Consider the following 20,060-nt stretch of genomic DNA (forward strand, 5'->3'; position numbering starts at 1 on the left):
GCACCTGCGGTGCGCTTGTTGGACACGCTGGTGAGCGGTTGCTGACCGCTGAGCGCGTGCTGCTGCGCCATCTCCGTGTCGAGCGCCGCGGGAGAGCGATCCTTGTCCCCTCCCTGCTGCTGACCAGGCCCACCCTGCGACACATCCGCACCCGTCTGCTGCGGGTTGTCCCCGGTCTGCTCGGCACCAGCCTGCTGCGGGTTGGCGCCGGACTGCGTCGGGTCGGCCCCGGCCTGCTCGGCGCTGGCACCGACCGGCTGCTGGTTGGGACCGGACTGCTGGGCGTTCGCGGCCGGGGACTGCTGGCTGGGGCCGGACTGCTGGGTGCTGGCGACCGGAGACTGCTGGTTCGGGCCGGACTGCTGGGCGTTGGCGACCGGCCGCGGCTGGTCCGGGCCGGACTGGTGGGTGCTGGCGGCCGGAGCTTGGGTGGGGCCGGATTGTTCGGCGTTGGCGGCCGGGGGCTGTTGGGTGGGGCCGGATTGTTCGGGGTTGGTGGGTGTTTGTTGTGGGGCGGTGGTTGCCTCGGGGGTGGTTTCGCCGGTCTCGGCTGTGATCGACTCGGGGGCTGGTTGGTTGGGTGTCTGCTCGTCGGGGTCGAACTCCCGTTCCCCGGCGGCCGAGGCGAACCATTCGCGAGACGTCGGCGACTGCTCACCTTCGGCCACTGCAGCCGGCGCCTCGACCTCGCCGCCCTCGACCTGCGACTCACCACCCTCGGCCTGCGACTCACCGCCCTCACCGACCGCCTGCTCGCCGGTGGTCTCGCTGACTGCTTGCTCGCCCGTGTTTTCGCCGACTGCCGGCTCGCCGGTGGTTTCGCCGACGGCGGGGGTGGGGGTGTTCTCGGTGGTGGTTGGGGAGGGGGCGTTCTCGTCGAGGGACTGTTCGCCGGTGTTCTCGCCGATCGCGCGAGGCTCGGTCTGGGGACCCTCGGCCTGCTGGCCCTGCTGCTGGCTCTGCTGTTGGTTCAGGTCCTGGCCGGGCTGGTTCTGTTGGCCGTTCTCCTGTTCGAGTTGCTGGACGCGGGTGTCGAGGACTTCGCGGAGCTGGGCCTGCAGACGGTTGGTCTCCTCCATCAGCGCGATCATCCGCGCCTGGTTCTCGATGATCGACTGCTGCAACGCCTGGACCTGCTGGTTCAGCTGCTGGCTCACCTGCTGCGAACCGGGAGTCGGCACCTGCTGCTGCACCTGCGCACCGGCCTGCTGCTGCACCCCAGCCCCGGCCTGCTGTTGCGCCGGTACGTTCGTGAACCTGCCCTGCGGCCGGAACACCTCGTCCATCCGGCTCGACGCGAGCGCCGCCAGGTCGGACCGGTTGATCGTCGTCCGGCCGATCGCCCACCGCACCGCCGGATCCGTGCGCTTCACGTCCCGCGCCGCCTGCGTGAACGCCGCCTTCAGCGCCTTCGTACCCTGCCGCGTGTTGCGCCACCGCGAGTACCGGTTGGCGATCCGGCGCAGCGGGTTCCGGGTCGGGGCGGGCGTGCTCGTCCGGGCGGACGCGGCCGCGCCGAGCTGCTGCGAGACCGCGCCGTACCGGTCCGGTTGGAACTGGGCGTCGACGTGGGTGCCGGCCAGCATCTGCAGGTCGGCGCGCGTCATGTGCGCACGGCCGATCTGCTCGCGGACGGCAGGATCCATCCGCTTGACGTCCCGGCGCGCCTGCGCGTACGCCGCCTTCAGCGTCTTGGTACCGCGACGAGTCGTGTTCCACCGCGAGAACCGCTGGCGGATGCCGCGCGGATTCTCCGGGTAGGACTGGCTCATGGGGTCTCCTAGTCGATGTACACGGCGTAGTTGACCCCGACAGACGTCGTCAGGGGGTCCTTGCTCGGCTTGGTGCTGTACAGGTGGATCTGCGCCCCCGGACGCAACCAGACGGCCAGGTGCCGGCGGCCGGTCCCGGCGCCGGGCTCCCACTCGTCCGCGAACGTCGGACTGCTCTCGTCGCCCACGTAGTCGGGCTGCCCCCAGTGCCGGGTGGCGAGCGCCAGGTGGTCCGGCCAGTGCGCGTCCAGGCCCGCCTCGGCGGCGGCGATGTCACTCGGGCCGATCTCGTACGCCGACCAGCCGCTGTCCGGGCAGTCCGGGAACGCGAGCCCGTCGAACACGATCATCGTGGTCCCGCGGCGCGTGGTGAACCCCCAGGAGACCATGTCAGCGGCGATCACCTCGCCGGCCTGCAAGGGCCACGGCTGCCAGGACGTCTGGCCCATCACCCGGTGCACCAGCGCGCGCACGACCTCCGGCCCGGCCTCGTCGCCGTCCGGGCCCGCGATCACGGTCCAGTCCGGTACCTCGGCGAGGTCCGCCATCGCCAGGTCGTCCTGGTCGAGCGGCCTGTCCTGCGTCTTCATCCGGCGCCGTCGTCCTTCCTGCCCGGTACCACCGTGGGTGTTCTGCGAGCAACCGTAGGCGGCGGGTGGGTCATTCCGCCAGCCGGTACGACGTACCTGTGGACAACCCGGTTCCGCCGATCCGCCCGGCTGTGGACGGGCTGCCGGGCTCCAGCAGACCAGGCCGTACGCTGGTCCGGTGAACACCGAACACCAGTACGGCTTCGAGACACTTGCCATCCACGCCGGGAACGAGCCCGACCCGACGACCGGAGCGGTGGTGCCGCCGATCTACGCGACCAGCACCTACAAGCAGGACGGCGTCGGCGGCCTGCGCAACGGGTACGAGTACAGCCGGTCGGCGAACCCGACCCGGACGGCGCTGGAGGAGTGCCTGGCCGCGATCGAGGCGGGCAAGCGCGGCTTCGCGTTCGCCAGCGGCCTGGCCGCCGAGGACACGCTGATCCGGTCGGTGTGCGCGCCCGGCGACCACGTGGTGTTCCCGGACGACGCGTACGGCGGTACGTTCCGGCTGTTCTCGCGGGTGCTGAGCAACTGGGGCGTGGAGATGACTCCCGCCGCGGTCACGCACCCGGAGGCGATCCGGGCCGCGATCCAGCCCGGCAGGACCAAGGTCGTCTGGCTGGAGACCCCGACCAACCCGCTGCTGAACGTCGCGGACATCGCGATCGTGGCGCAGATTGCGCACGACGCCGGCGCGCTGCTGGTGGTCGACAACACGTTCGCCTCGGCGTACCTGCAGCAGCCCCTGGAGCTCGGCGCGGACGTCGTCGTGCACTCGACCACGAAGTACATGGGCGGCCACTCCGACGTGGTCGGCGGCGCGCTGGTGGTGCGGGACGCCGAGCTGGCGGACAAGATCGCCTTCCACCAGAACGCGATCGGCGCGGTCGCAGGCCCGTTCGACTCCTGGCTGGTGCTGCGCGGCATCAAGACGCTCGGGGTCCGGATGGACCGGCACAGCGACAACGCCCAGAAGATCGTGGAGTTTCTGCAGCGGCACAAGTCCGTCAGCCAGGTGCTGTATCCGGGCCTCGACGCCCACCCCGGGCACGAGACGGCGGCGAAGCAGATGAAGCGGTACGGCGGGATCGTCAGCTTCCGCGTCACCGGCGGCGAGGCGCAGGCGCTGGACATCTGCAACAAGGCGGAGGTCTTCACGCTCGGCGAGTCCCTCGGCGGCGTCGAGTCCCTGATCGAGCACCCCGGCAAGATGACCCACGCCTCGGTCGCCGGCACGCCCCTCGAGGTCCCCGCCGACCTGATCCGCCTGAGCGTCGGCATCGAAACCGTCGACGACCTCCTCGCCGACCTCGACCACGCCCTCTCCTGACGTTCCCGCCCACCGTGCCGCCCCACGCCCCAAGACCATTTGAGGGATGAACCCCTCGAACTGCCCGTTCACGGCCTGCATGCCGCCGGTGAGGGGGCAATTCCGGAGGTGAACCCCTCAAATGCCGGTGGGATCGGGCCGCGCGGTGCTGGGAGTCGGATGGCGGGTGATGCAGTACGTACTGGGTGGGGTGAGGGTTTGTGAGTCTTGTGGTGGCGGTGGATTTCGGGTCGACGTTCACCAAGGCGGTTGCGGTGGACGCCGGGTCGGGGGAGTTGGTCGGGCGGGCGGAGCACCGGACGACGATCGACAGTGACGTGATGGACGGGTGGCATGCGTGCCGTGCCGTGCTCGAGAACGCCGATCGTGCGGTGCGGAACGCGGAGGTGCTCGCCTGTTCCAGTGCGGGTGGCGGGTTGCGGATCGGTGTCGTGGGCAACGAAGAGCTGGTGACCGCGGAGGCAGGGAAGCGGGTCGCGCTGTCCAGCGGCGGGCGGGTCGTGGCGGTCGTCAGCGGTGGCCTCACCGCGACCACGCAGAAGGAGCTGCGCAAGGACCGCCCGGACGTCGTGCTGCTGCTCGGCGGGACCGACGGCGGCAACTCGGCCGTACTCCTGAAGGCGGCCGAGACCCTCGCGAAGTACAACTGGCGGAAACCGGTCGTTGTCGCGGGCAACGTCGACGCGCGGGACGAGATCGCCGGCACGCTGACCGCGGGCGGCGTACCGCACGTACTGGCGGACAACGTCGTACCGGAGATCGGCGTGTTCGCGCCGGACAGCGCGCGGGCCGCGATCCGGGAGATGTTCCTCGCGCACGTGATCGGCGGGAAGAACCTGTCCCGGGACCCGGCGTTCGCGCGGATGGTCCGGGCCGCGACGCCGGACGTCGTACTGCGGGGCGTCGAGGTGCTGGCCGGTCTGCACGGCGACGTCGCGGTGGTGGACATCGGCGGCGCCACCACCGACGTGCACTCGGTGATCGAGCTCGACCCCGAGGACGCGAACCTCGGCCGCGAGGTGGTCGCGACGCATCCGGTCACGCGGACCGTCGAAGGCGACCTCGGCATGCGCTGGAGCGCCGTACCGGTGGTGGAGGCGGGCGCCGAGGCCGGGCTGATCGCGGACGTCGACGGGACCCGGGCGGCAGCGGAACGGCGGCGCGCGGATCCGGCGTACCTGCCGGACAACCGGCACGAGGCTGCGTACGACGAGACGCTGGCGAGTGTCGCCGCGACGGTCGCGCTGCGGCGGCACGCGGGGCGGCAGCGGATCGTGTTCGGGCCTGGCGGGCGGGTGATCGAGCGGTCCGGCAAGGATCTGCGGGAGGTCGACCTGCTGGTCGGGTCCGGCGGCGTACTGCGGCACAACCCGCCGGAGGTGGCGGCGCGGATCCTCGGCGCGATCGGGACCAACGCGCAGGAGGAGGGCTGGCTGGTGCCGCAGCGCGCGGAGGTGTGCGTCGACGCGGACTACGTACTCGCGGCCGTCGGTCTGCTCGCCGACGACGCCCCGAAGGCGGCGGAGGGCCTGGCCGCCCACATTCATGGAACAGGACTTGTCGGGCACTAGGCTCATCACGAGGGAGGTCGGATGAGCAACTTGGGGCGGGACGAGCACACCATGCCGAGCGAGGCCAACGAGCCCGCACCGGCAAGCCTGGAGGCGGCAGCGGAGTCCGCGGAAGGCGTGCAGGCGAGCGGCGGGGCGGTGGGATCCAGTGAGCCGCCGCGCAGGATCGATCCCGGGGTGACGCCGGGGATGGAGATCGCCAGTGCCTGGGCCTGGCGGTTCCTGGTGGTCGTGGCGGCCGTCGGTGTCATCGGGTACGCCGTGCGGTACCTGTCCGAGGTCGTCGTACCGGTGACCGTCGGCGTCCTGCTCACCGCGCTGCTGGTGCCGGTGACGAAGGGCCTGCAGAAGCTCCGGGTCCCGCGCGGGCTGGCCGCCGGTATCACCGTCATCGCCACGATCATCGTGGTCGCGGGCCTGCTGACACTGGTCGGAACGCAGATCGCCGGGCAGTTCGAGGACCTGTCCCGGCAGGTCGGCGAAGGCGTGCAGAAGCTCCGCGACCTGGCCCGGATCAACTTCGGCCTGACCGACAGCGACATCACCAACCTGTTCAAGCAGATCCAGAAGCAGATCACCTCCGGCGGCGCCCTCGGTCAGCAGGCGGCGGCGGTCGGTACGACGGCGACGCACGTGGTGGCCGGGTTGTTCATCTCGCTGTTCTGCCTGTTCTTCTTCCTGTACCAGGGCGAGCAGATCTGGGCGTGGCTGGTCCGGCTGTTCCCGCGGCGCGCCCGCGACAAGGCGGACTCGTCCGGCCGCCGGGCGTGGGTGTCGCTGACCGCGTTCGTCCGCGCGACCGTGATCGTCGCCGCGGTCGACGCGATCGGGATCTCGCTCGGCGCCGCGATCCTCGGGCTGCCGCTGGTCAGCGCGATCGGCATCCTGGTGTTCGTCGGCGCGTTCATCCCGGTGGTCGGCGCGCTGGTCAGCGGCATCGTCGCGGTCCTCGTCGCACTGGTTGCCAAGGGCCCCATCATCGCGATCGTGATGCTCGCGATCGTGATCGGCGTACAGCAGCTGGAGGCCCACGTCCTGCAGCCGTTCCTGCTCGGCCGCGCGGTCAGCGTGCACCCGCTCGCGGTCATCCTCGCGATCGCCACCGGCGTCGTCGTCGCCGGCATCGTCGGCGCCCTGGTGGCCGTCCCCACCGCCGCCGTCCTGAACGCCATCGTCAACCACCTGGCCGGCAACGACCCAGACCTCGAACCCCCACGAAGACGCCGCCCCCAACCAACCCCCACAACCGACTGATCAGCTCCCGCGCTCGCCCTCAGCCCGCTCCCGGCTCGGCTCCGGCGAGGTGCGGAAAAGCCTGAAGCCACAGCACCTCGCACCGGCGAGGGAGCCGGAGCTCCGGCCAGAGTGCGACCAGAACGTCGCGGCCTTCAGGGATAAGTGGTCCAACAGCTGAACCGGCCGCCCCCGCAACACGAGGACGGCCGGTAGAACTGCTGTGCGGGTCAGCGCTGGACGTCGTTGCCCTTCGGCTTCACGACGTTGGTGCCGGTCTGTTGCTGGGCGCCGTGTTCGCCGGTCTGCTGGCCGGTCGCAGCCGGGGCCTGCGGCGACTGGCTGCCCGGGGCCGCGACGCCGCTGAGCGCGGCCATCGTGCTCTTCTGCGTTTCCAGCTGGGCCTGCGACGTCTGCGCGAGACCCTGGAGGATCTCGTTGCGCGCCTCCATGGTCGGAGCGTTGAGCGCCGCGCTGAACCGCTGGGCCATCTCGACCCGGTCCTTCGCGCTCAGGCCGCTCGCGCCGAGGTCCGGGTTGTGGCGGCCGGCGTTGTAGCTGGCCACCGCGCTCTCGGCCTTGATCATCGCGTTGTTGAACTTGCCCTCGAACCAGCGGCCCGCGCGGCCGACGGCGTCCCGGCCGGCCGTGACGGCGGTCCGTCCGGCGCCGACCGCGGTGTCGCGGGCGTTACGCGCACCCTGTACGGCGTTGTCCCGCGCGGTCCGGGCGCCCTGGACGACCGTGTCCCGCGCGGCGCCGACCCGGTCGGCGCCGGTCTGCCAGGCCTGGTCGAGCCGGACCTGACCGCGCTGGGCCATGTCGACAACCCGATCCCGGCCGGTTTCGTAGGCGCCGACGGCCTGCTGGCCGAGCTCCTCCGCCCGGTCCCGGAGGTTGTTCGCGCCCTGTACGACGGTGTCGCGGGCGCCGCGCGCAGTCTCGACCGCGGTGTCGCGAGCGTCGCGCACGCCCTGGACCGCGGTGTCCCGCACATCCCGCACGGTCTGCACCGCGGTGTCGCGAGCATCCCGGACGCCCTGGACCGCGACGTCGCGGTAGTCACGCGCCTGAGAAGCGAGCGAGGTGGCCATCTCGCTGATCCGGCCGCGGGTGTTGTCGTAGGTCATGTGCACCCGGGCGACGGCGGTGCGGGTCGCGTTCTCGACGCGGGTCCGCAGCGGGTCCCGGTTCGCCGCGCGCATCAGGTTGCCCTGCTGGCGGTCGTCGAGGTTCGCGAAGGCCATCGCGGTCTGGCGCTGCTCCGGCGTCATCCCGACAAAGGTCTGGAGGCTCTGCTGCTGCTCGGCCGACAGGTTGCTCAGCCAGTCCATGGACTGGCCCCAGCTGCCCTGCTCCCAGCCCGAACCTTCCGATGGTGTCGTCATTGCGTCTCCTAGTCGATGTAGATCGCGTAGCTGACACCGACCGCGGGGGTCAGTGGGTCACGGCTGGGTTTGGTGCTGAACAGACGCAGGTGCGCGCCGTTGAGGGCCCAGGTCGCCAGGTGCCGCTTGTCGGCGCCCGCACCAGGTCCCCACTCGTCGAGGAAGTTCGGGTTGCTGTCGTCGCCGACGTACGCCGGCTCACCGAAGTACTTGCGGGCCAGCGCCAGGTGGTCCGGCCAGTGCTCGTCGAGCCCGGCCTCGGCGGCCCGGGTGTCGTCGGGACCGAGCTCGTACGCACACCAGCCGGCGTTCAGTACGTCGGCATACGCCAGGCCCGGGAACACGACGATCGTGGTGCCGCGCTTGGTGGTGAAGCCCCAGGACGCCAGCACGGGGTCGATCTGCTCGCCCGGCTGGAGCGGCCAGGGCTGCCAGTCGGTGACGGCGGTGACCCGCTGGACGATCGCCCGGACCACTTCGGGCCCGCTGTCGTCGTTGTTGGGCCCTGCGATGGCACGCCAGTCCGCGATCTCGGCGAAGTCGGCGAACGCCGCCTCGTCCTGATCGAGCGGCCGGTCCATGGTTTTCATTTCCGGGCTTGTTCCTTCCGTCAGTGCTCAAGCCGTCGGCGGCAACGCTACGGCTGGGTCAGGGTCATCAACAACGGGTTCTCAGGTGGCTGTGGATAACTGGTTCGGAGGGCGAATTGGTCTGCTCCGGACACCGATCCCGAGGGGGCGACGTCGGGACGGGTGGACCTGTCTAGCGCCTGCCGGTGCCTCGGTCGGTGCCGCGGTCCGGACCAGTCCGGCCGCCGGTTTCCGGGCGGGTGCCGGGGTTGTCGGGGGTGCGGGTCGGGCCCACAAGGCCGCGGGGTGGGGTGGCGGCGCGGAGGGCGGCGCCGAGGTCGGAGGACAGGGTGGGGGACTCGCCGGCGGCCTGGGCGGCCGCGGTGGCGCCGTACGCGACCTGGGTCAGTTTGTCGGGAGAGACGGCGCTGTTCGCGCCGGTCCCGGTGGGGTGGCCGCTGTGCGCGTCCGCGTCCCGGCTGTTCGTCCTGTAGTCCTGCTTGGCGGTCCTCATGACCCCTCCTCGTTGAGGTACACCACATAGTTGATGCCGACCGAGGTCGACAGCGGCTTGCGGCGTGGGCGGTTGCTGTACAGGTGGATCTCGGCGCCGGGTGGTGTCCAGACCGCCAGGTGGCGGCGGTCGCGGCCGGCTCCCGGGGCCCAGTCGTCGTCGAATCCGGTCTTCGTCTGCACTCCGACGTACGCGGGCTGTCCCCAGTGCCGGCAGGCGAGCTGGAATTTCTCCGGCCAGTGCTCGTCGAGCCCGGCCGCGACCTCGTCGAGGTCCCACGGCTCGATCGCGAACGCCACCCAGCCGCTGAACGGGCTGTGCGGCAGCACCTGGTCGTCGTACACGGCGAGCTCGGTGTTCCGTTTGGTGAGGAAGCCCCAGCCGTCGAGCTGGTCGTCGATCACCGTACGGCGGTTGATCGGCCACGGCTTCCAGTTGGTCGCCGACTTCACCCGGCGGATCAGCCGGCGGACCGGGACGGGCCCGGTCTGACCCGCCTGGGGGCCGCCCAGACGTCGCCAGTCGCGGACGTCCGCGAAGTCGGCCATCGCGCGGTCGTCGTCGTCGAGGGGCCGGTCAAGTGTCTTCATCCGTGCGGCTGTCCTGTCGTCGCGGTACGTGTCGAAACTACGACCCGGGGAGGGTCAGGCGGCCGCTACGACAACGGAACAGCCGCCCCGGAAAGCTTTCCAGGGCGGCTGTCGGGTAGGTCAACCGTCGTTCGGTATCGGTTCGGTGAAGGGCAGTGCGGCGATCAGCGTGCTGATCAGTGCATCGCGGCGGCCGCGGAGGCCTCCAGCGACTCCTCACCGTCGGCCTTCGGCCCGTCGTTGCGGCCGGCCAGCCGCTGCTCCGGCGTGATCACCGCGAGGATCAGGGCCAGCGCCAGGAACGGCAGCGAGACCAGGAACACGTCGTCCATCGCGTCGACCAGACCGTGCAGCGCGAAGCCCTTCAGCGGCTCCTTCAGCGTGTGCAGCGCCTGGACGCTGTTGGCCGCCTTGGCCAGTCCGTCGACCATCGACTGCGTGGCGTTCGGAATGATGTCGCCCAGGTGCACCTTCAGCCGACTGGTCAGCACGGCGCCGTAGACCGCGGTACCGATCGCGCCACCCATCGAGCGGAAGAACGTCATCGTCGAGGTCGCGGACCCCATGTGCTGCCGGGGGACGCTGTTCTGCGCGGCGGTGACGGTGATCTGCATCGACAGGCCCAGGCCGGCGCCCATCACGAACATGTAGATCGCCAGCTGCCAGTACGGCGTGGTCAGGCTCAGCGTGGACAGCAGCACCATCGCGCCGCCGACCAGGATCGCGGAGATGATCGGGAAGTGCTTGTAGCGGCCGCTCTTGCTCATCATCTGGCCGCTCGGGATCGACGCGGAGAAGATGCCGACGATCATCGGCAGCAGCGCCAGGCCGGAGCGGGTCGGCGACAGGTCCTTGACCGCCTGCAGGTACAGCGGCAGGAAGATCAGCGCGCCGAACATCGCGAACCCGAGCAGGAAGGCGTACCCGGCGTACCCGGAGAAGATCCGGCCCTTGAACAGGTCCATCGGGATGATCGGCTCGGCCACCCGCAGCTCGATGATCACGAACGCGACGGCGAGCACGACGGCGCCGGCCAGCAGCGCGATCGTGGTGCCGGTGCCCCAGCCGTTGGTCGGGCCGCTCCAGGAGATGGCCAGCAGCAGCGAGGTGACCGCGGCGGCGATCGTGGAGGCACCCAGGTAGTCGATCTTGTGCGAACGCTTCACGTGCGGCAGCTTGAGCACGGCGCCGACGATGCCCAGGGCAACCAGGCCGATCGGCAGGTTGATCCAGAAGATCCAGCGCCAGCCCGGACCGTCGGTGAGCAGGCCGCCGAGCAGCGGTCCGGCCACCGAGGACAGGCCGAAGACGGCACCGAAGTACCCCATGTACTTACCGCGCTCGCGCGGCGGGATCACGTCGCCGATGGTGGCGAAGGCCAGTGACATCAGGCCACCGGCGCCGAGACCCTGGACGGCCCGGAAGCCGATCAGCTGCTCGATGTTGCCGGACAGCGCGGACAGCACCGACCCGGCCAGGAACGTGACGATCGCCGCGATGAACAGCGGGCGGCGGCCGTACAGGTCGGAGATCTTGCCCCACAACGGGGTCGAGGCGGTCGAGGTCAGCAGGTACGCCGTGACCACCCAGGACAGCTTGTCCAGGCTGTTGAACTCGCTGACGATCCGCGGCAGCGCCGTACCGACGATGCTCTGGTCCAGCGCGGCCAGGAACATCCCGGCCATCAGGCCGCCGAGGATCACCAGGATCTGCTTGTGGGACAGGTAGCTCGGACCGCTCTCAGGTGCAGCGCCGCCGGCGGTGGCGGGCTCTGTGGTGCTCATCTGGTGCTCTCCAGGTTGTTGTCGTGGTTCGCGCTGCCGTCGGGGTCGCCGCCGGCAGCGGAGTCTTCGGTACGGCGCTCTGCCGGGGCGGGGCGGTGCAGTCGCGGCGCGACCGCGGCCCAGCCCTTGTCCGCCCAGGCGGCGCTGGTGGGTGCTTCGGTCAGGGCGGTGACACCGTCCGCGAAGCGGGTCATCAGCCGCTCGAAGGTCTGCACGTCCTCCTCGGACCAGCCCTCCATCGCGGCGCTCAGCAGTTCCATCCGGTGCCGGGCACTGGCTTCCCACTGCTCGACGCCCTGCTCGGTGAGCTCGACCCGGAAGGCCCGGCCGTCGTCGGGGTCGGGGGAGCGCCGGACCAGGCCGAGCTGCTCCAGCGACCGGACGTGCCGGCTCGCGGTCGAGGCGTCCAGCTCCAGCCGGGCGGCCAGGTCGGACAGCCGCAGTGCGCCGTTGCACCGCAGGGCGAACAGCACGACGTGCGCGCTGTGGTCGATCGTGTCGCCGGGCTGCTTGGCCTTCAGCCGGCGCCCGATCCGGGTGAACGCGTGCATCACACCCTCGATCGGGGTCTGTGGAGCGTACGCGTCGTTTACTTGCATGCTGCAAGCATATACATGCTTGCGTGATACACGCAAATGAGTTTCCAAGATGTTCAAGTGAGCCGCCACTCATTTGCTCTCGGTCGTTGGGTCGTCACTCTGTGCAATGAAGGAGAATCTGTTTCATACTTTCGACGCCGGAAGGGTGCCTTTTGTGACGCGGATTGCGGTGGTGACCGGTGGTGGGTCCGGGCTCGGGCGGGAGATGGCGCTTGCGCTCACTGCGGCAGGCTTCGAGGTGTGGGTGACGGGACGCACCGAGGAGAAGCTGCAGGAGACGGTTGCTCTTGGGGGAGAGCAGACGCGGTACGCCGTCCTCGATGTCGCTGACGGAGCCGCCGTACGGGCGTTCTTCGGCGGGCTCGAGCGGATCGACGTACTGGTGAACAACGCGGGAACCGGATCGCCGGCGGCCGCGGTGGAGGACGTGCGGGAGGAGGACTGGCGGCGGGTGGTGGACACCAACCTGACCGGGTCGTTCCTGTGCGCGCAGGCGGCGTACGACCTGATGTTGCGGCAGCAGCCCAAGGGCGGGCGGATCATCAACAACGGGTCGATCTCGGCGCATGTGCCCCGGCCGCAGGGGATCGCCTACACCGCGAGCAAGCACGCGATCAGCGGGCTGACCAAGGGGCTCGAGCTGGAGGGGCGGGCGCACGGGATCACCGCCTGCCAGATCGACATCGGAAACGCGGCGACCGCGATGACCGCGCGGATGGAGCAGGGCGTGCTGCAGCCGGACGGGTCGATCGCGGTCGAGCCGACGTTCGACCCGAAGATCGTCGCGGACTTCGTGGTCCGGATCGCGGAGCTGCCGACGTCGGTCGCCGTACCCACCCTCACCGTGATGGCGGCGGGAATGCCCTACGTCGGAAGGGGATGAGGGGCGTACAGCTCCGGTTGGGCGTCGTTCCAGAGCGCTGAGTTGTGGGTGTCGGCCTCGTGGACGCCGGCTTCGAGGTCGACGTCGCACGTGAGTAAGTGGGGACCGCGTGGGGCCTCGGCGACCGTGGTTCCGTCGGGGGCGATCACCCGGCTGCGGCCGAACATCTCACCGCCGCACTGGTTGACCGTGATCCACCACTGGCCGTTGGCGAGCGCGTTGGCCGGGTGCAGCACGTCCCACCAGCTCTCGGCAGCCGTCTCGTACGCCGCCGGCATGACAACCAGTCGCGCCCCGCGATCGCGCAGCGCCCGGGCGTACCCGGGGTGGTCTCCGTCGAAGCAGGTGGCGAGCCCGACGCCGCCGAACCGGTCGGTGTCCAGCACGGTGACGGTGTCGCCGGGCGCGAACACGGCGTCCTCGGCGGTCGGGCGATAGAGATGCACCTTGCGGTGTACGCCGACGAGTCCGCCGTCAGGGTCGAACACGAGCGTGGTGTTGTAGATACGGCCGTCCGCGGACTCGGGCACGGACCCGGCGACCAGCCAGAGCCCGTGCTCACGCGCAGCCTGTGCCAGGGCCTCGCTACGGGGCCCCGGCACCGGCTCTGCGGTGGCTGCGACGATCTCGCCGAGCCGCGCCACGTCGTACCCACTGGCCCACAGCTCCGGCAGTACGACGAGCTCGGCGCCCTGCGCGGCGAGGCCGGCGACGACCTCGAGAGCCGTTGCCAGGTTGGCGTTCTGGTCTCCGGGCACAGCGTGCCACTGGCCGAGACCGATGCGGGTCGTGGTGCTCACCCGCTCAGCCAAGCCTTCGGCTGAGTCGCTGTCAACGAATCATGTCATCGGCATTATCGATGGCTTGGACGCGACAGGTCGATGTCGGTCAGCTCGTACCACCGGCCCGACGGCGGCTGCTCCACCAGCGGGTCCTTCCAGCGCAGCCGGACTCGATCGGGCTGCGCCTCCAGCAGTACGGCGTCCTGCCACGGGCCGTCGGTCCGCGCCGACCAGGTCTCGGACAGACTGGCCAGACCTTCCCGCTCCACCAAAGCAATAGCGGTGTCACGGTCGCTGGTCGGACCCAACGCTGCACCGAAGACGGTCATCGGCAACCACCCGCCGGTAACAGGCACCACACGGCCCAGTACTTCGCCGTCCTCCCGCACCACGTCCTCCGGCGACGGGAACCCGGGCCACTGCTCCTTCAACGCTTTGATGATCCGTGCTGTCGTCTCACCGAGGAACCGGATGCCCGCCAGCTCCGCAGTACTGCCCGCGTACTCAGCCGGTACCTCTCCACCGACCCAGGTCTGCCGGATCCGTTGTGTAGCAGTGATGTCGACCAGTGGATCACCGTCAACCAGCAACAGGTCAGCACGCGCTCCGGCGACCAGCCGCCCGCGGTCGGCCAGCTTGAACACCTCAGCCGGCGCACTGGTCGCAGCAACGAGCGCCTCGGCCGGTGTGAGTCCAGCACTGACCAGATGCACCAGCTCCCGGTGCAGCGACGCCCCGAACACCAGCCCGGGGTTAGGCGCGTCAGTACCGGCCAGCACACGTACGCCGGCCCGCAGCAACGCCAGCGTGTTCGCCCGAGCCGCTGCACCGTCAGGTGGCTGCGGTGGCATCCAGCGCCGCGACTGGTGGTCCAGTACGCGCCGCCAACGTGCAGGCATCCGGGCCATCAGTTCTGCCTCCTCCTGCAACGGCAGCTGCCCGGAAGGCCCGTTGAACATGTCGACGACACCCAGCGTCGCGATCACAGCCATGCCCTTGACCGCCTCGATGTCCTGCGGCGTCATCAGGTCCGAAGGCGCATGCGCCAGCACATCCACGCCGCACTCGGCCACAGTGACCGCACCCGCCGCAGTGGAGACGTGCGCGACCACTGTGAGCTCATGCGCGTGCGCCTCGTCGGCCAGCGCACGGATTGTGTCCCGGGGGAGCGTCGGGATGTTCAGCATCGCGCCGGAGCCGTCGTCGTAGATCAGCTTCAGGTGGTCGGCGCCCTCGGCGATCCGGTCCGCGACGAACTGCTTGGCGTCCTCCGGCCCGGTCACGTACGGGAACGGCGGGAACGCGATCGTCGGATGCCCGCCCGGTGCGGTCGACCCGATGCTCGACGTGAAGAACCCGGACCGCGGAGTTTCCCCGGCGATCACCTCCGGCATGCTGAACATGTCGAGCTGCGTGGTCACGCCGTACGTCGCGGCGAGCTGCGTACAGCCCGGTGCCAGGTGGACGTGCGCGTCGATCAGCCCGGGCAGCAGCGTCGTACCGGAACCGTCGACGAGGACGTCGTCCGGCTGTGCGATGTCCGGGCCGCCGATCGCCGCGATGCGCCCGTCCGCGACCCGCAGACAGTCCGCGGGCAACGCCGTACCGCGGTCGACGAGTCGGGTGTGCAGGATCGTGAATGCCATGCCGGGGACGCTAAAGGGTGACGTAACGTCAGACTCCACCCCGATTTTCCGAAGGAGGTCTCGTGGAGCGAACGGTCAGTGAGGTGGCGCGGCTCGCCGGTGTTTCGGTGCGCACGCTGCGGCACTACGACGCGATCGGCCTGCTCCCGCCGGGCCGGGTCGCCGGGAACGGCTATCGGTACTACGGCCGGCCCGAGCTGCTCCGGCTGCAGCGGATCCTGCTGCTCCGCGAACTCGGCGTACCGCTGCCGTCGATCGCGCGGATCCTGGACGAGCAGGACGACGAGGTGACCGCGCTGGAAGGGCATCGGGAGCAGTTGCTGCGGGAGCGGAAGCGGCTGGACGACGTGCTCGGGGCCGTCGAGCGGACGATCGCGGGGCTGTCGGGGGACGAGACCGTCGCGGACGAGGAGTTCTTCACCGGGTTGAGCGACGCGCGGGCGCGGCTGCGGGAGGAGCTCGCCGAGCGGTACGGCGAGGCCGCGGCGGAGGGATTCGAGAAGGCGGTGCGGGAGACCTCCAGCTGGACGCGGGAGGACTACGAGCGGCTGGGCGACGAAGGGCGGCGCCTGCTGCTGCGAATGGCCTCCGCGAGAGACCGGGGTGTTCTGCCGGACTCGAAAGAAGGACTGGAGCTGATCGAGCAGCACTACCTGGGGGTGCTGGAGGTTTGGCCTGCCACGCCTGAGACGTACTACGGGCTCGGGGATCTGCTGGTCGAGAACGCGGACCAGCGGGCGATCATCGCGATGGTGGACGCGGAGCTGCCCGAGTGGCTGGCGGCCGGAGTACGGGCGTACGCGGTGCGACGGCTCGGGTATCGCCGAAACGATGAGGAAACTGTCCGACGGTCCGTCTAGTGTCGGACGGGTGAGCGATTCTCTGGTGCACGCCCGCGGTCTGCGGAAGTCGTACGGCGACTTCGAGGCGGTCCGCGGCATCGACCTGGACGTGTGGCACGGCGAGGCCTTCGGCTTCCTCGGGCCGAACGGCGCGGGCAAGTCGTCGACGATGCGGATGATCGGCGCGGTCTCCCCGACCAGCGGCGGCACGCTGCGGATCCTCGGCATGGACCCGGCCACCGACGGCCCGGCGATCCGCGCCCGGCTCGGCGTCTGCCCGCAGGACGACACCCTCGACACCGAGCTCACGGTCCGGGAGAACCTGACCATCTACGGGCGGTACTTCGGGCTCAGCCGGGCGGAGTGCCGGCTCCGCGCGGACGAGCTGCTCGAGTTCGTCGCGCTCACCGAGAAGGCGAAGGTCAAGGTCGACGAGCTGTCCGGCGGGATGAAGCGCCGGCTGACGATCGCGCGGTCGCTGGTCAGCAAGCCGGACCTGCTGCTGCTCGACGAGCCGACCACCGGCCTCGACCCGCAGGCCCGGCATCTGTTGTGGGACAAGCTGTTCCGGCTCAAACAGGCCGGCGTCACGCTGATCATCACCACGCACTACATGGACGAGGCCGAGCAGTTGTGCGACCGCCTGGTGGTGATGGACGGCGGGCTGATCGCGGCCGAGGGGTCTCCGGCCGAGCTGATCCGCGACTACTCGACCCGTGAGGTGACCGAGCTTCGGTTCGGGCCGGACGTGATGCTCGCGGACCACGACGCGCTGGCCGGCAAGGTCGAGGACCTCGCGCAGCGCATCGAGGTGCTGCCGGACCGCCTGCTGCTCTACACCGACGACGGTGAGCGCGCGGTCGCCGCGGTACACGAGCGTGGGCTGCAACCGGCTGCCGTGCTGGTCCGCCGTTCCACTTTGGAGGACGTGTTCCTCCGGCTGACCGGGCGGACGTTGGTGGACTGATGAGTGTCGCCGTGGAGAACGGTCGCCGCATGTTCGACTACTGGCTGACCGTCTACAAGCGGACCTGGAAGGGCACGCTGATCACCAGCTTCCTGCTGCCGCTGCTCTACCTGGCCGCGATGGGGATCGGGCTCGGGTCGTTCGTGGACAGCAACGGGACGGGTGCGCTCGGCGGCGTCAGCTACCTGCAGTTCATCGCGCCGGGGCTGCTCGCCTCGACGGCGTTGCAGATCGCGGTCGGCGAGGCGACGTACCCGGTGATGGGCGGGATGAAGTGGCAGAAGTTCTACCACTCGATGATCGCGACCCCGCTGCGGCCGGCGGACGTGGTGTACGGGCAGCTCGGGTTCATCGCGTTCCGGGTGTTCAGCTCGTGCGCGGTGTTCCTGGTGATCATCGCGCTGTTCGGCGGGCTCAGGTCGCCGCTCGGGGTGCTCGGGCTGCCGGTGGCGCTGCTGGTCGGGCTGGCGGTCGCCGCGCCGATCGCGGCGTACGCGACGACCCTGGAGAACGACGCCGGTTTCGCGATCGTGTTCCGGTTCGGGGTGGTGCCGGCGTTCCTGTTCTCCGGGGCGTTCTTCCCGGTCTCGCAGCTGCCGGACTGGATCGAGTGGCTCGCGTACGTGAGTCCCCTGTGGCACGCGGTCGAGCTGTCCCGCAGCCTCAGCCTCGGCTTGGTGAACCCGTTGCTCGCGGCCGTCAACGTCGTCTACCTGCTGGCGTGGTTCGTAGTCGGCACCTGGCTCGCCGTCCGCGGCTTCACGAGGAAGTTGATCGGCTGACATGGCGACCATCGCTGCGCGGGTGCTTCCCGTTCCGGTCCGGCTCGGCGGCGGCCGGCACCTCGTCGAGCGGAACTTCCTGCTCTACCGCCGGTCGTGGGTGGTGTTCATCTCGGGCTTCTTCGAGCCGGTGTTCTACCTGCTCTCGATCGGCATCGGCGTCGCGCACCTGGTCGGTGCGTTCACGCTCGCCGACGGCACCAAGATCGCGTACGCCGCGTTCGTCGCGCCGGCGATGCTGGCCAGTTCGGCGATGAACGGCGCGATCTTCGACTCGACGTACAACATCTTCTTCCGGATGAAGTACGCCAAGCTGTACGACTCGATCCTCGCGACACCGCTGCGGCCCTGGGACGTGGCCACCGGCGAGGTCACCTGGGCGCTGCTGCGCGGGGCGATCTACTCGGCGATGTTCGTCGTGGTGATGCTGATCATGGGACTGATCTCGTCGTGGTGGGCGCTGCTCGCGCTGCCGGCGTCGGTGCTGATCGGGTTCGCCTTCGCCGGGGCCGGGATGGCGCTGACCACGTTCATGCGCAGCTGGCAGGACTTCGAGTTCGTGCAGCTGGCGATCATGCCGATGTTCCTGTTCTCGGCGACCTTCTACCCGGTCGAGACGTACCCCGGGGTGATCCGCTGGCTGGTCGAGATCACGCCGCTCTACCAGGGTGTGGTCCTGGAGCGCGCGTTCGCCACCGGCAACGTCGGCTGGTTCCTGCTCGTCCACGCGCTGTACCTGGCCGCGATGGGCACCTTCGGGATGTACGTCGCGTCCCGCCGCCTCGGCAAGCTGCTGCTGAAGTAGCCGGAACCAGGACCCCCGGTGCCGCCGTCGGACCCTGCATGACCGATGAGTCCTTCCACGACCTGGTGCGGGCACCGAAGGTCGCGCTGCCGGGCGGACCGCGGCGCTGGGTCGAGGACTCGTTCCGGTTACTCACCGAGCACTTCGGTACGGCGGTACTGCGGCGGCCGGTCGTCGTACCGGACAAGTTCGTTCCGCCCGGGTACGACGGCTCGGACACCGCGGCGCGTGCCGTCTGCGCGAAGGTCTGCGAGCACCTGGAGATCCCGGCCGAGCGGGTGCATTTCAGCTTCCGGCTGGAGAAGGTCGCCGAGGCCGCCGAGCTGCTCGGCTCGGCGATGCTCGACGGCTATCTCGACCCGGGACACCCGCTGTCGCAGGGCGCCGCGCCCGGGGACCGCGCGGCGGTGCGGACGCATTCGAGCAGGCTGGGTACGGCGTCGTTCGAGCAGGTGGACCGGATCATCGAGGCCGAGCTGGCCGCCGACGACGAGGACAGCCTGCTGCCGTTCCTGGTCCGGCGGCTCGGCGCGGACGAGTTCGGTGCCGAGGTGGTGCGGTGCCTGCTCGCCGCGTCCGATCCGGGGCGTTCGATGGTGGTCAAGAGCGCCGTACAGGCCGGACCGGCGCTTGGGCGGTGGGTCGATCTGGGCGTGGACTCGCCCGGCCTCGACCCGATCCCGGGGCACTGTGCGGTCCTGCTGCGTTCCGACGTACTTGCCGATCCGCTGAAGCTGCTCGCCGCGGTCTCGCACGAGTTGAGCCACGAGCTGCTGTCCCGGCCCGCTCCGCCCTGGGCGACCGGGCCGCTCGAGGAACCGTTGACCGATCTGTGCGCGTTGTTCCACGGGTTCGGGATCGTCCTGGTCAACGCGGCCGTCGACGAGACCACGCTCGACGACGAATGGGTGCACACCTCCGGGTACCTCGGCGAACACGCCGTCGCCGAGGCGCTCGCGTCGTACCGCTTCCGCCAGCACCGGCTGCTCGGCGACGGACCGCTGCTGCCGGACTGGCACCAGGCGCTCGACCCGGCTCCACGCTCCCGGTTCGCAGCCCGGCTGCAGGAGCTGATGGGAGGCCCGCCGACCGTTCTGGGCTGGTGACGTGACTGCAACACTTCCGATGGAACGGGCGTGGTGGCGACCGCGTCAGTTCCGGTATGAATCCGATCGGTGCCTGGCGGCGTCGGCAACACGAACGCGATCTGCTCTACGGACCGAAGGTCCTGCTGCCCGGTGGGCCCGAGCAGTGGATCGAGGACTCGCTGGACTGGCTGATCGGCCGGTTCGGCGTCGAGCCGATGCGCCGCCCGCCGGTGCTGCCGAGTGCCTTCGTCCCCGCCCGGTACGACGGTTCGGAGCGCGCCGCCCGCGAGCTGTGCCTGCGGGTCTGCGCCTGGATGGAGGT

19 protein-coding genes and 1 pseudogene are annotated in these 20,060 nt (G+C 70.1%); 10 read left to right on the top strand and 10 right to left on the bottom strand.

What is annotated here, in order from left to right:
* Together VFF46_RS02070 and VFF46_RS02075 are read right to left on the bottom strand one after the other, a co-directional pair.
* A pseudogene (locus VFF46_RS02070) lies at positions 1 to 1,772 on the bottom strand (hypothetical protein); the annotation flags it as partial.
* An 8-nt stretch (positions 1,773 to 1,780) separates the two neighbouring features.
* Positions 1,781 to 2,362, bottom strand: a complete 582-nt coding sequence (locus tag VFF46_RS02075; protein WP_325035256.1) for a hypothetical protein — start codon at positions 2,360 to 2,362, stop codon at positions 1,781 to 1,783.
* Positions 2,363 to 2,540: 178 nt separating this feature from the next.
* Between VFF46_RS02075 and VFF46_RS02080 the strand changes: the two genes are divergently transcribed.
* From VFF46_RS02080 to VFF46_RS02090, 3 genes are all read left to right on the top strand, one after another.
* Positions 2,541 to 3,695 carry a cystathionine gamma-synthase gene (locus VFF46_RS02080; protein ID WP_325035257.1) on the top strand — a complete coding sequence of 385 codons (1,155 nt, stop codon included), beginning with the start codon at positions 2,541 to 2,543 and terminating at the stop codon, positions 3,693 to 3,695.
* Positions 3,696 to 3,895: 200 nt separating this feature from the next.
* Complete coding sequence (locus tag VFF46_RS02085; RefSeq protein ID WP_325035258.1) at positions 3,896 to 5,266, top strand: glutamate mutase L; 1,371 nt, start codon at positions 3,896 to 3,898, stop codon at positions 5,264 to 5,266.
* Between the two features lie 21 nt (positions 5,267 to 5,287).
* Positions 5,288 to 6,520 (top strand): AI-2E family transporter, encoded by a 1,233-nt coding sequence (locus tag VFF46_RS02090; protein WP_325035259.1) that lies wholly within the window; start codon positions 5,288 to 5,290, stop codon positions 6,518 to 6,520.
* Positions 6,521 to 6,729: 209 nt separating this feature from the next.
* On the opposite strand, the gene VFF46_RS02095 is transcribed toward VFF46_RS02090, so the two are convergent.
* The 6 genes from VFF46_RS02095 to VFF46_RS02120 form a co-directional block, all read right to left on the bottom strand.
* Positions 6,730 to 7,887, bottom strand: a complete 1,158-nt coding sequence (locus VFF46_RS02095; protein WP_325035260.1) for a hypothetical protein — start codon at positions 7,885 to 7,887, stop codon at positions 6,730 to 6,732.
* An 8-nt stretch (positions 7,888 to 7,895) separates the two neighbouring features.
* Positions 7,896 to 8,477, bottom strand: a complete 582-nt coding sequence (locus VFF46_RS02100; RefSeq protein WP_325035261.1) for a hypothetical protein — start codon at positions 8,475 to 8,477, stop codon at positions 7,896 to 7,898.
* 172 nt (positions 8,478 to 8,649) lie between these two features.
* Positions 8,650 to 8,970 carry a hypothetical protein gene (locus tag VFF46_RS02105; protein WP_325035262.1) on the bottom strand — a complete coding sequence of 107 codons (321 nt, stop codon included), beginning with the start codon at positions 8,968 to 8,970 and terminating at the stop codon, positions 8,650 to 8,652.
* Positions 8,967 to 9,560 (bottom strand): hypothetical protein, encoded by a 594-nt coding sequence (locus VFF46_RS02110; RefSeq protein WP_325035263.1) that lies wholly within the window; start codon positions 9,558 to 9,560, stop codon positions 8,967 to 8,969. Before VFF46_RS02110 ends, VFF46_RS02105 begins: the two co-directional genes overlap by 4 nt.
* 176 nt (positions 9,561 to 9,736) lie before the next feature.
* Positions 9,737 to 11,344 (bottom strand): MDR family MFS transporter, encoded by a 1,608-nt coding sequence (locus VFF46_RS02115; RefSeq protein ID WP_325035264.1) that lies wholly within the window; start codon positions 11,342 to 11,344, stop codon positions 9,737 to 9,739.
* Positions 11,341 to 11,943 (bottom strand): MarR family transcriptional regulator, encoded by a 603-nt coding sequence (locus VFF46_RS02120; RefSeq protein ID WP_325035265.1) that lies wholly within the window; start codon positions 11,941 to 11,943, stop codon positions 11,341 to 11,343. Before VFF46_RS02120 ends, VFF46_RS02115 begins: the two co-directional genes overlap by 4 nt.
* Positions 11,944 to 12,097: 154 nt before the next feature.
* Between VFF46_RS02120 and VFF46_RS02125 the strand changes: the two genes are divergently transcribed.
* On the top strand, positions 12,098 to 12,826 hold the full coding sequence (locus tag VFF46_RS02125; RefSeq protein WP_325035266.1) for an SDR family oxidoreductase: 729 nt from the start codon (positions 12,098 to 12,100) through the stop codon (positions 12,824 to 12,826).
* On the opposite strand, the gene VFF46_RS02130 is transcribed toward VFF46_RS02125, so the two are convergent.
* Entirely contained in the window at positions 12,808 to 13,626 is an 819-nt protein-coding gene (locus VFF46_RS02130; RefSeq protein WP_325035267.1) for a carbon-nitrogen hydrolase family protein, read from the bottom strand. The two genes, VFF46_RS02125 and VFF46_RS02130, sit on opposite strands and share 19 nt — an antisense overlap.
* A gap of 53 nt (positions 13,627 to 13,679) precedes the next feature.
* Entirely contained in the window at positions 13,680 to 15,254 is a 1,575-nt protein-coding gene (locus VFF46_RS02135; RefSeq protein ID WP_325035268.1) for an amidohydrolase family protein, read from the bottom strand.
* Positions 15,255 to 15,316: 62 nt separating this feature from the next.
* Here VFF46_RS02135 and VFF46_RS02140 point away from each other — a divergent pair, with 62 nt between their 5' ends.
* From VFF46_RS02140 to VFF46_RS02165, 6 genes are all read left to right on the top strand, one after another.
* Positions 15,317 to 16,114 carry a MerR family transcriptional regulator gene (locus VFF46_RS02140; RefSeq protein WP_325035269.1) on the top strand — a complete coding sequence of 266 codons (798 nt, stop codon included), beginning with the start codon at positions 15,317 to 15,319 and terminating at the stop codon, positions 16,112 to 16,114.
* On the top strand, positions 16,086 to 17,063 hold the full coding sequence (locus VFF46_RS02145; protein ID WP_325035270.1) for an ABC transporter ATP-binding protein: 978 nt from the start codon (positions 16,086 to 16,088) through the stop codon (positions 17,061 to 17,063). The genes VFF46_RS02140 and VFF46_RS02145 overlap by 29 nt, the downstream gene beginning before the upstream one ends.
* Complete coding sequence (locus VFF46_RS02150; RefSeq protein ID WP_325035271.1) at positions 17,063 to 17,845, top strand: ABC transporter permease; 783 nt, start codon at positions 17,063 to 17,065, stop codon at positions 17,843 to 17,845. Before VFF46_RS02145 ends, VFF46_RS02150 begins: the two co-directional genes overlap by 1 nt.
* A gap of 1 nt (position 17,846) precedes the next feature.
* On the top strand, positions 17,847 to 18,650 hold the full coding sequence (locus tag VFF46_RS02155) for an ABC transporter permease (RefSeq protein WP_325035272.1): 804 nt from the start codon (positions 17,847 to 17,849) through the stop codon (positions 18,648 to 18,650).
* 38 nt (positions 18,651 to 18,688) lie between these two features.
* Complete coding sequence (locus tag VFF46_RS02160; RefSeq protein WP_325035273.1) at positions 18,689 to 19,756, top strand: hypothetical protein; 1,068 nt, start codon at positions 18,689 to 18,691, stop codon at positions 19,754 to 19,756.
* Between the two features lie 56 nt (positions 19,757 to 19,812).
* On the top strand, positions 19,813 to 20,060 hold a 248-nt coding region (locus tag VFF46_RS02165), incomplete at its 3' end, for a hypothetical protein (protein WP_325035274.1).

Origin of the sequence: Kribbella sp., from assembly GCF_035655035.1 — a bacterium.
Lineage (GTDB): Bacteria > Actinomycetota > Actinomycetes > Propionibacteriales > Kribbellaceae > Kribbella.

Excerpts from the sequence above, each read along its gene's own strand:
- VFF46_RS02075 (WP_325035256.1), bottom strand. The coding sequence starts at position 2,362 with ATGAAGACGCAGGACAGGCCGCTCGACCAGGACGACCTGGCGATGGCG.
- VFF46_RS02090 (WP_325035259.1), top strand. The coding sequence starts at position 5,288 with ATGAGCAACTTGGGGCGGGACGAGCACACCATGCCGAGCGAGGCCAAC.
- VFF46_RS02095 (WP_325035260.1), bottom strand. The coding sequence starts at position 7,887 with ATGACGACACCATCGGAAGGTTCGGGCTGGGAGCAGGGCAGCTGGGGC.
- VFF46_RS02100 (WP_325035261.1), bottom strand. The coding sequence starts at position 8,477 with ATGAAAACCATGGACCGGCCGCTCGATCAGGACGAGGCGGCGTTCGCC.
- VFF46_RS02105 (WP_325035262.1), bottom strand. The coding sequence starts at position 8,970 with ATGAGGACCGCCAAGCAGGACTACAGGACGAACAGCCGGGACGCGGAC.
- VFF46_RS02110 (WP_325035263.1), bottom strand. The coding sequence starts at position 9,560 with ATGAAGACACTTGACCGGCCCCTCGACGACGACGACCGCGCGATGGCC.
- VFF46_RS02115 (WP_325035264.1), bottom strand. The coding sequence starts at position 11,344 with ATGAGCACCACAGAGCCCGCCACCGCCGGCGGCGCTGCACCTGAGAGC.
- VFF46_RS02120 (WP_325035265.1), bottom strand. The coding sequence starts at position 11,943 with ATGCAAGTAAACGACGCGTACGCTCCACAGACCCCGATCGAGGGTGTG.
- VFF46_RS02135 (WP_325035268.1), bottom strand. The coding sequence starts at position 15,254 with ATGGCATTCACGATCCTGCACACCCGACTCGTCGACCGCGGTACGGCG.
- VFF46_RS02145 (WP_325035270.1), top strand. The coding sequence starts at position 16,086 with ATGAGGAAACTGTCCGACGGTCCGTCTAGTGTCGGACGGGTGAGCGAT.
- VFF46_RS02150 (WP_325035271.1), top strand. The coding sequence starts at position 17,063 with ATGAGTGTCGCCGTGGAGAACGGTCGCCGCATGTTCGACTACTGGCTG.
- VFF46_RS02155 (WP_325035272.1), top strand. The coding sequence starts at position 17,847 with ATGGCGACCATCGCTGCGCGGGTGCTTCCCGTTCCGGTCCGGCTCGGC.
- VFF46_RS02160 (WP_325035273.1), top strand. The coding sequence starts at position 18,689 with ATGACCGATGAGTCCTTCCACGACCTGGTGCGGGCACCGAAGGTCGCG.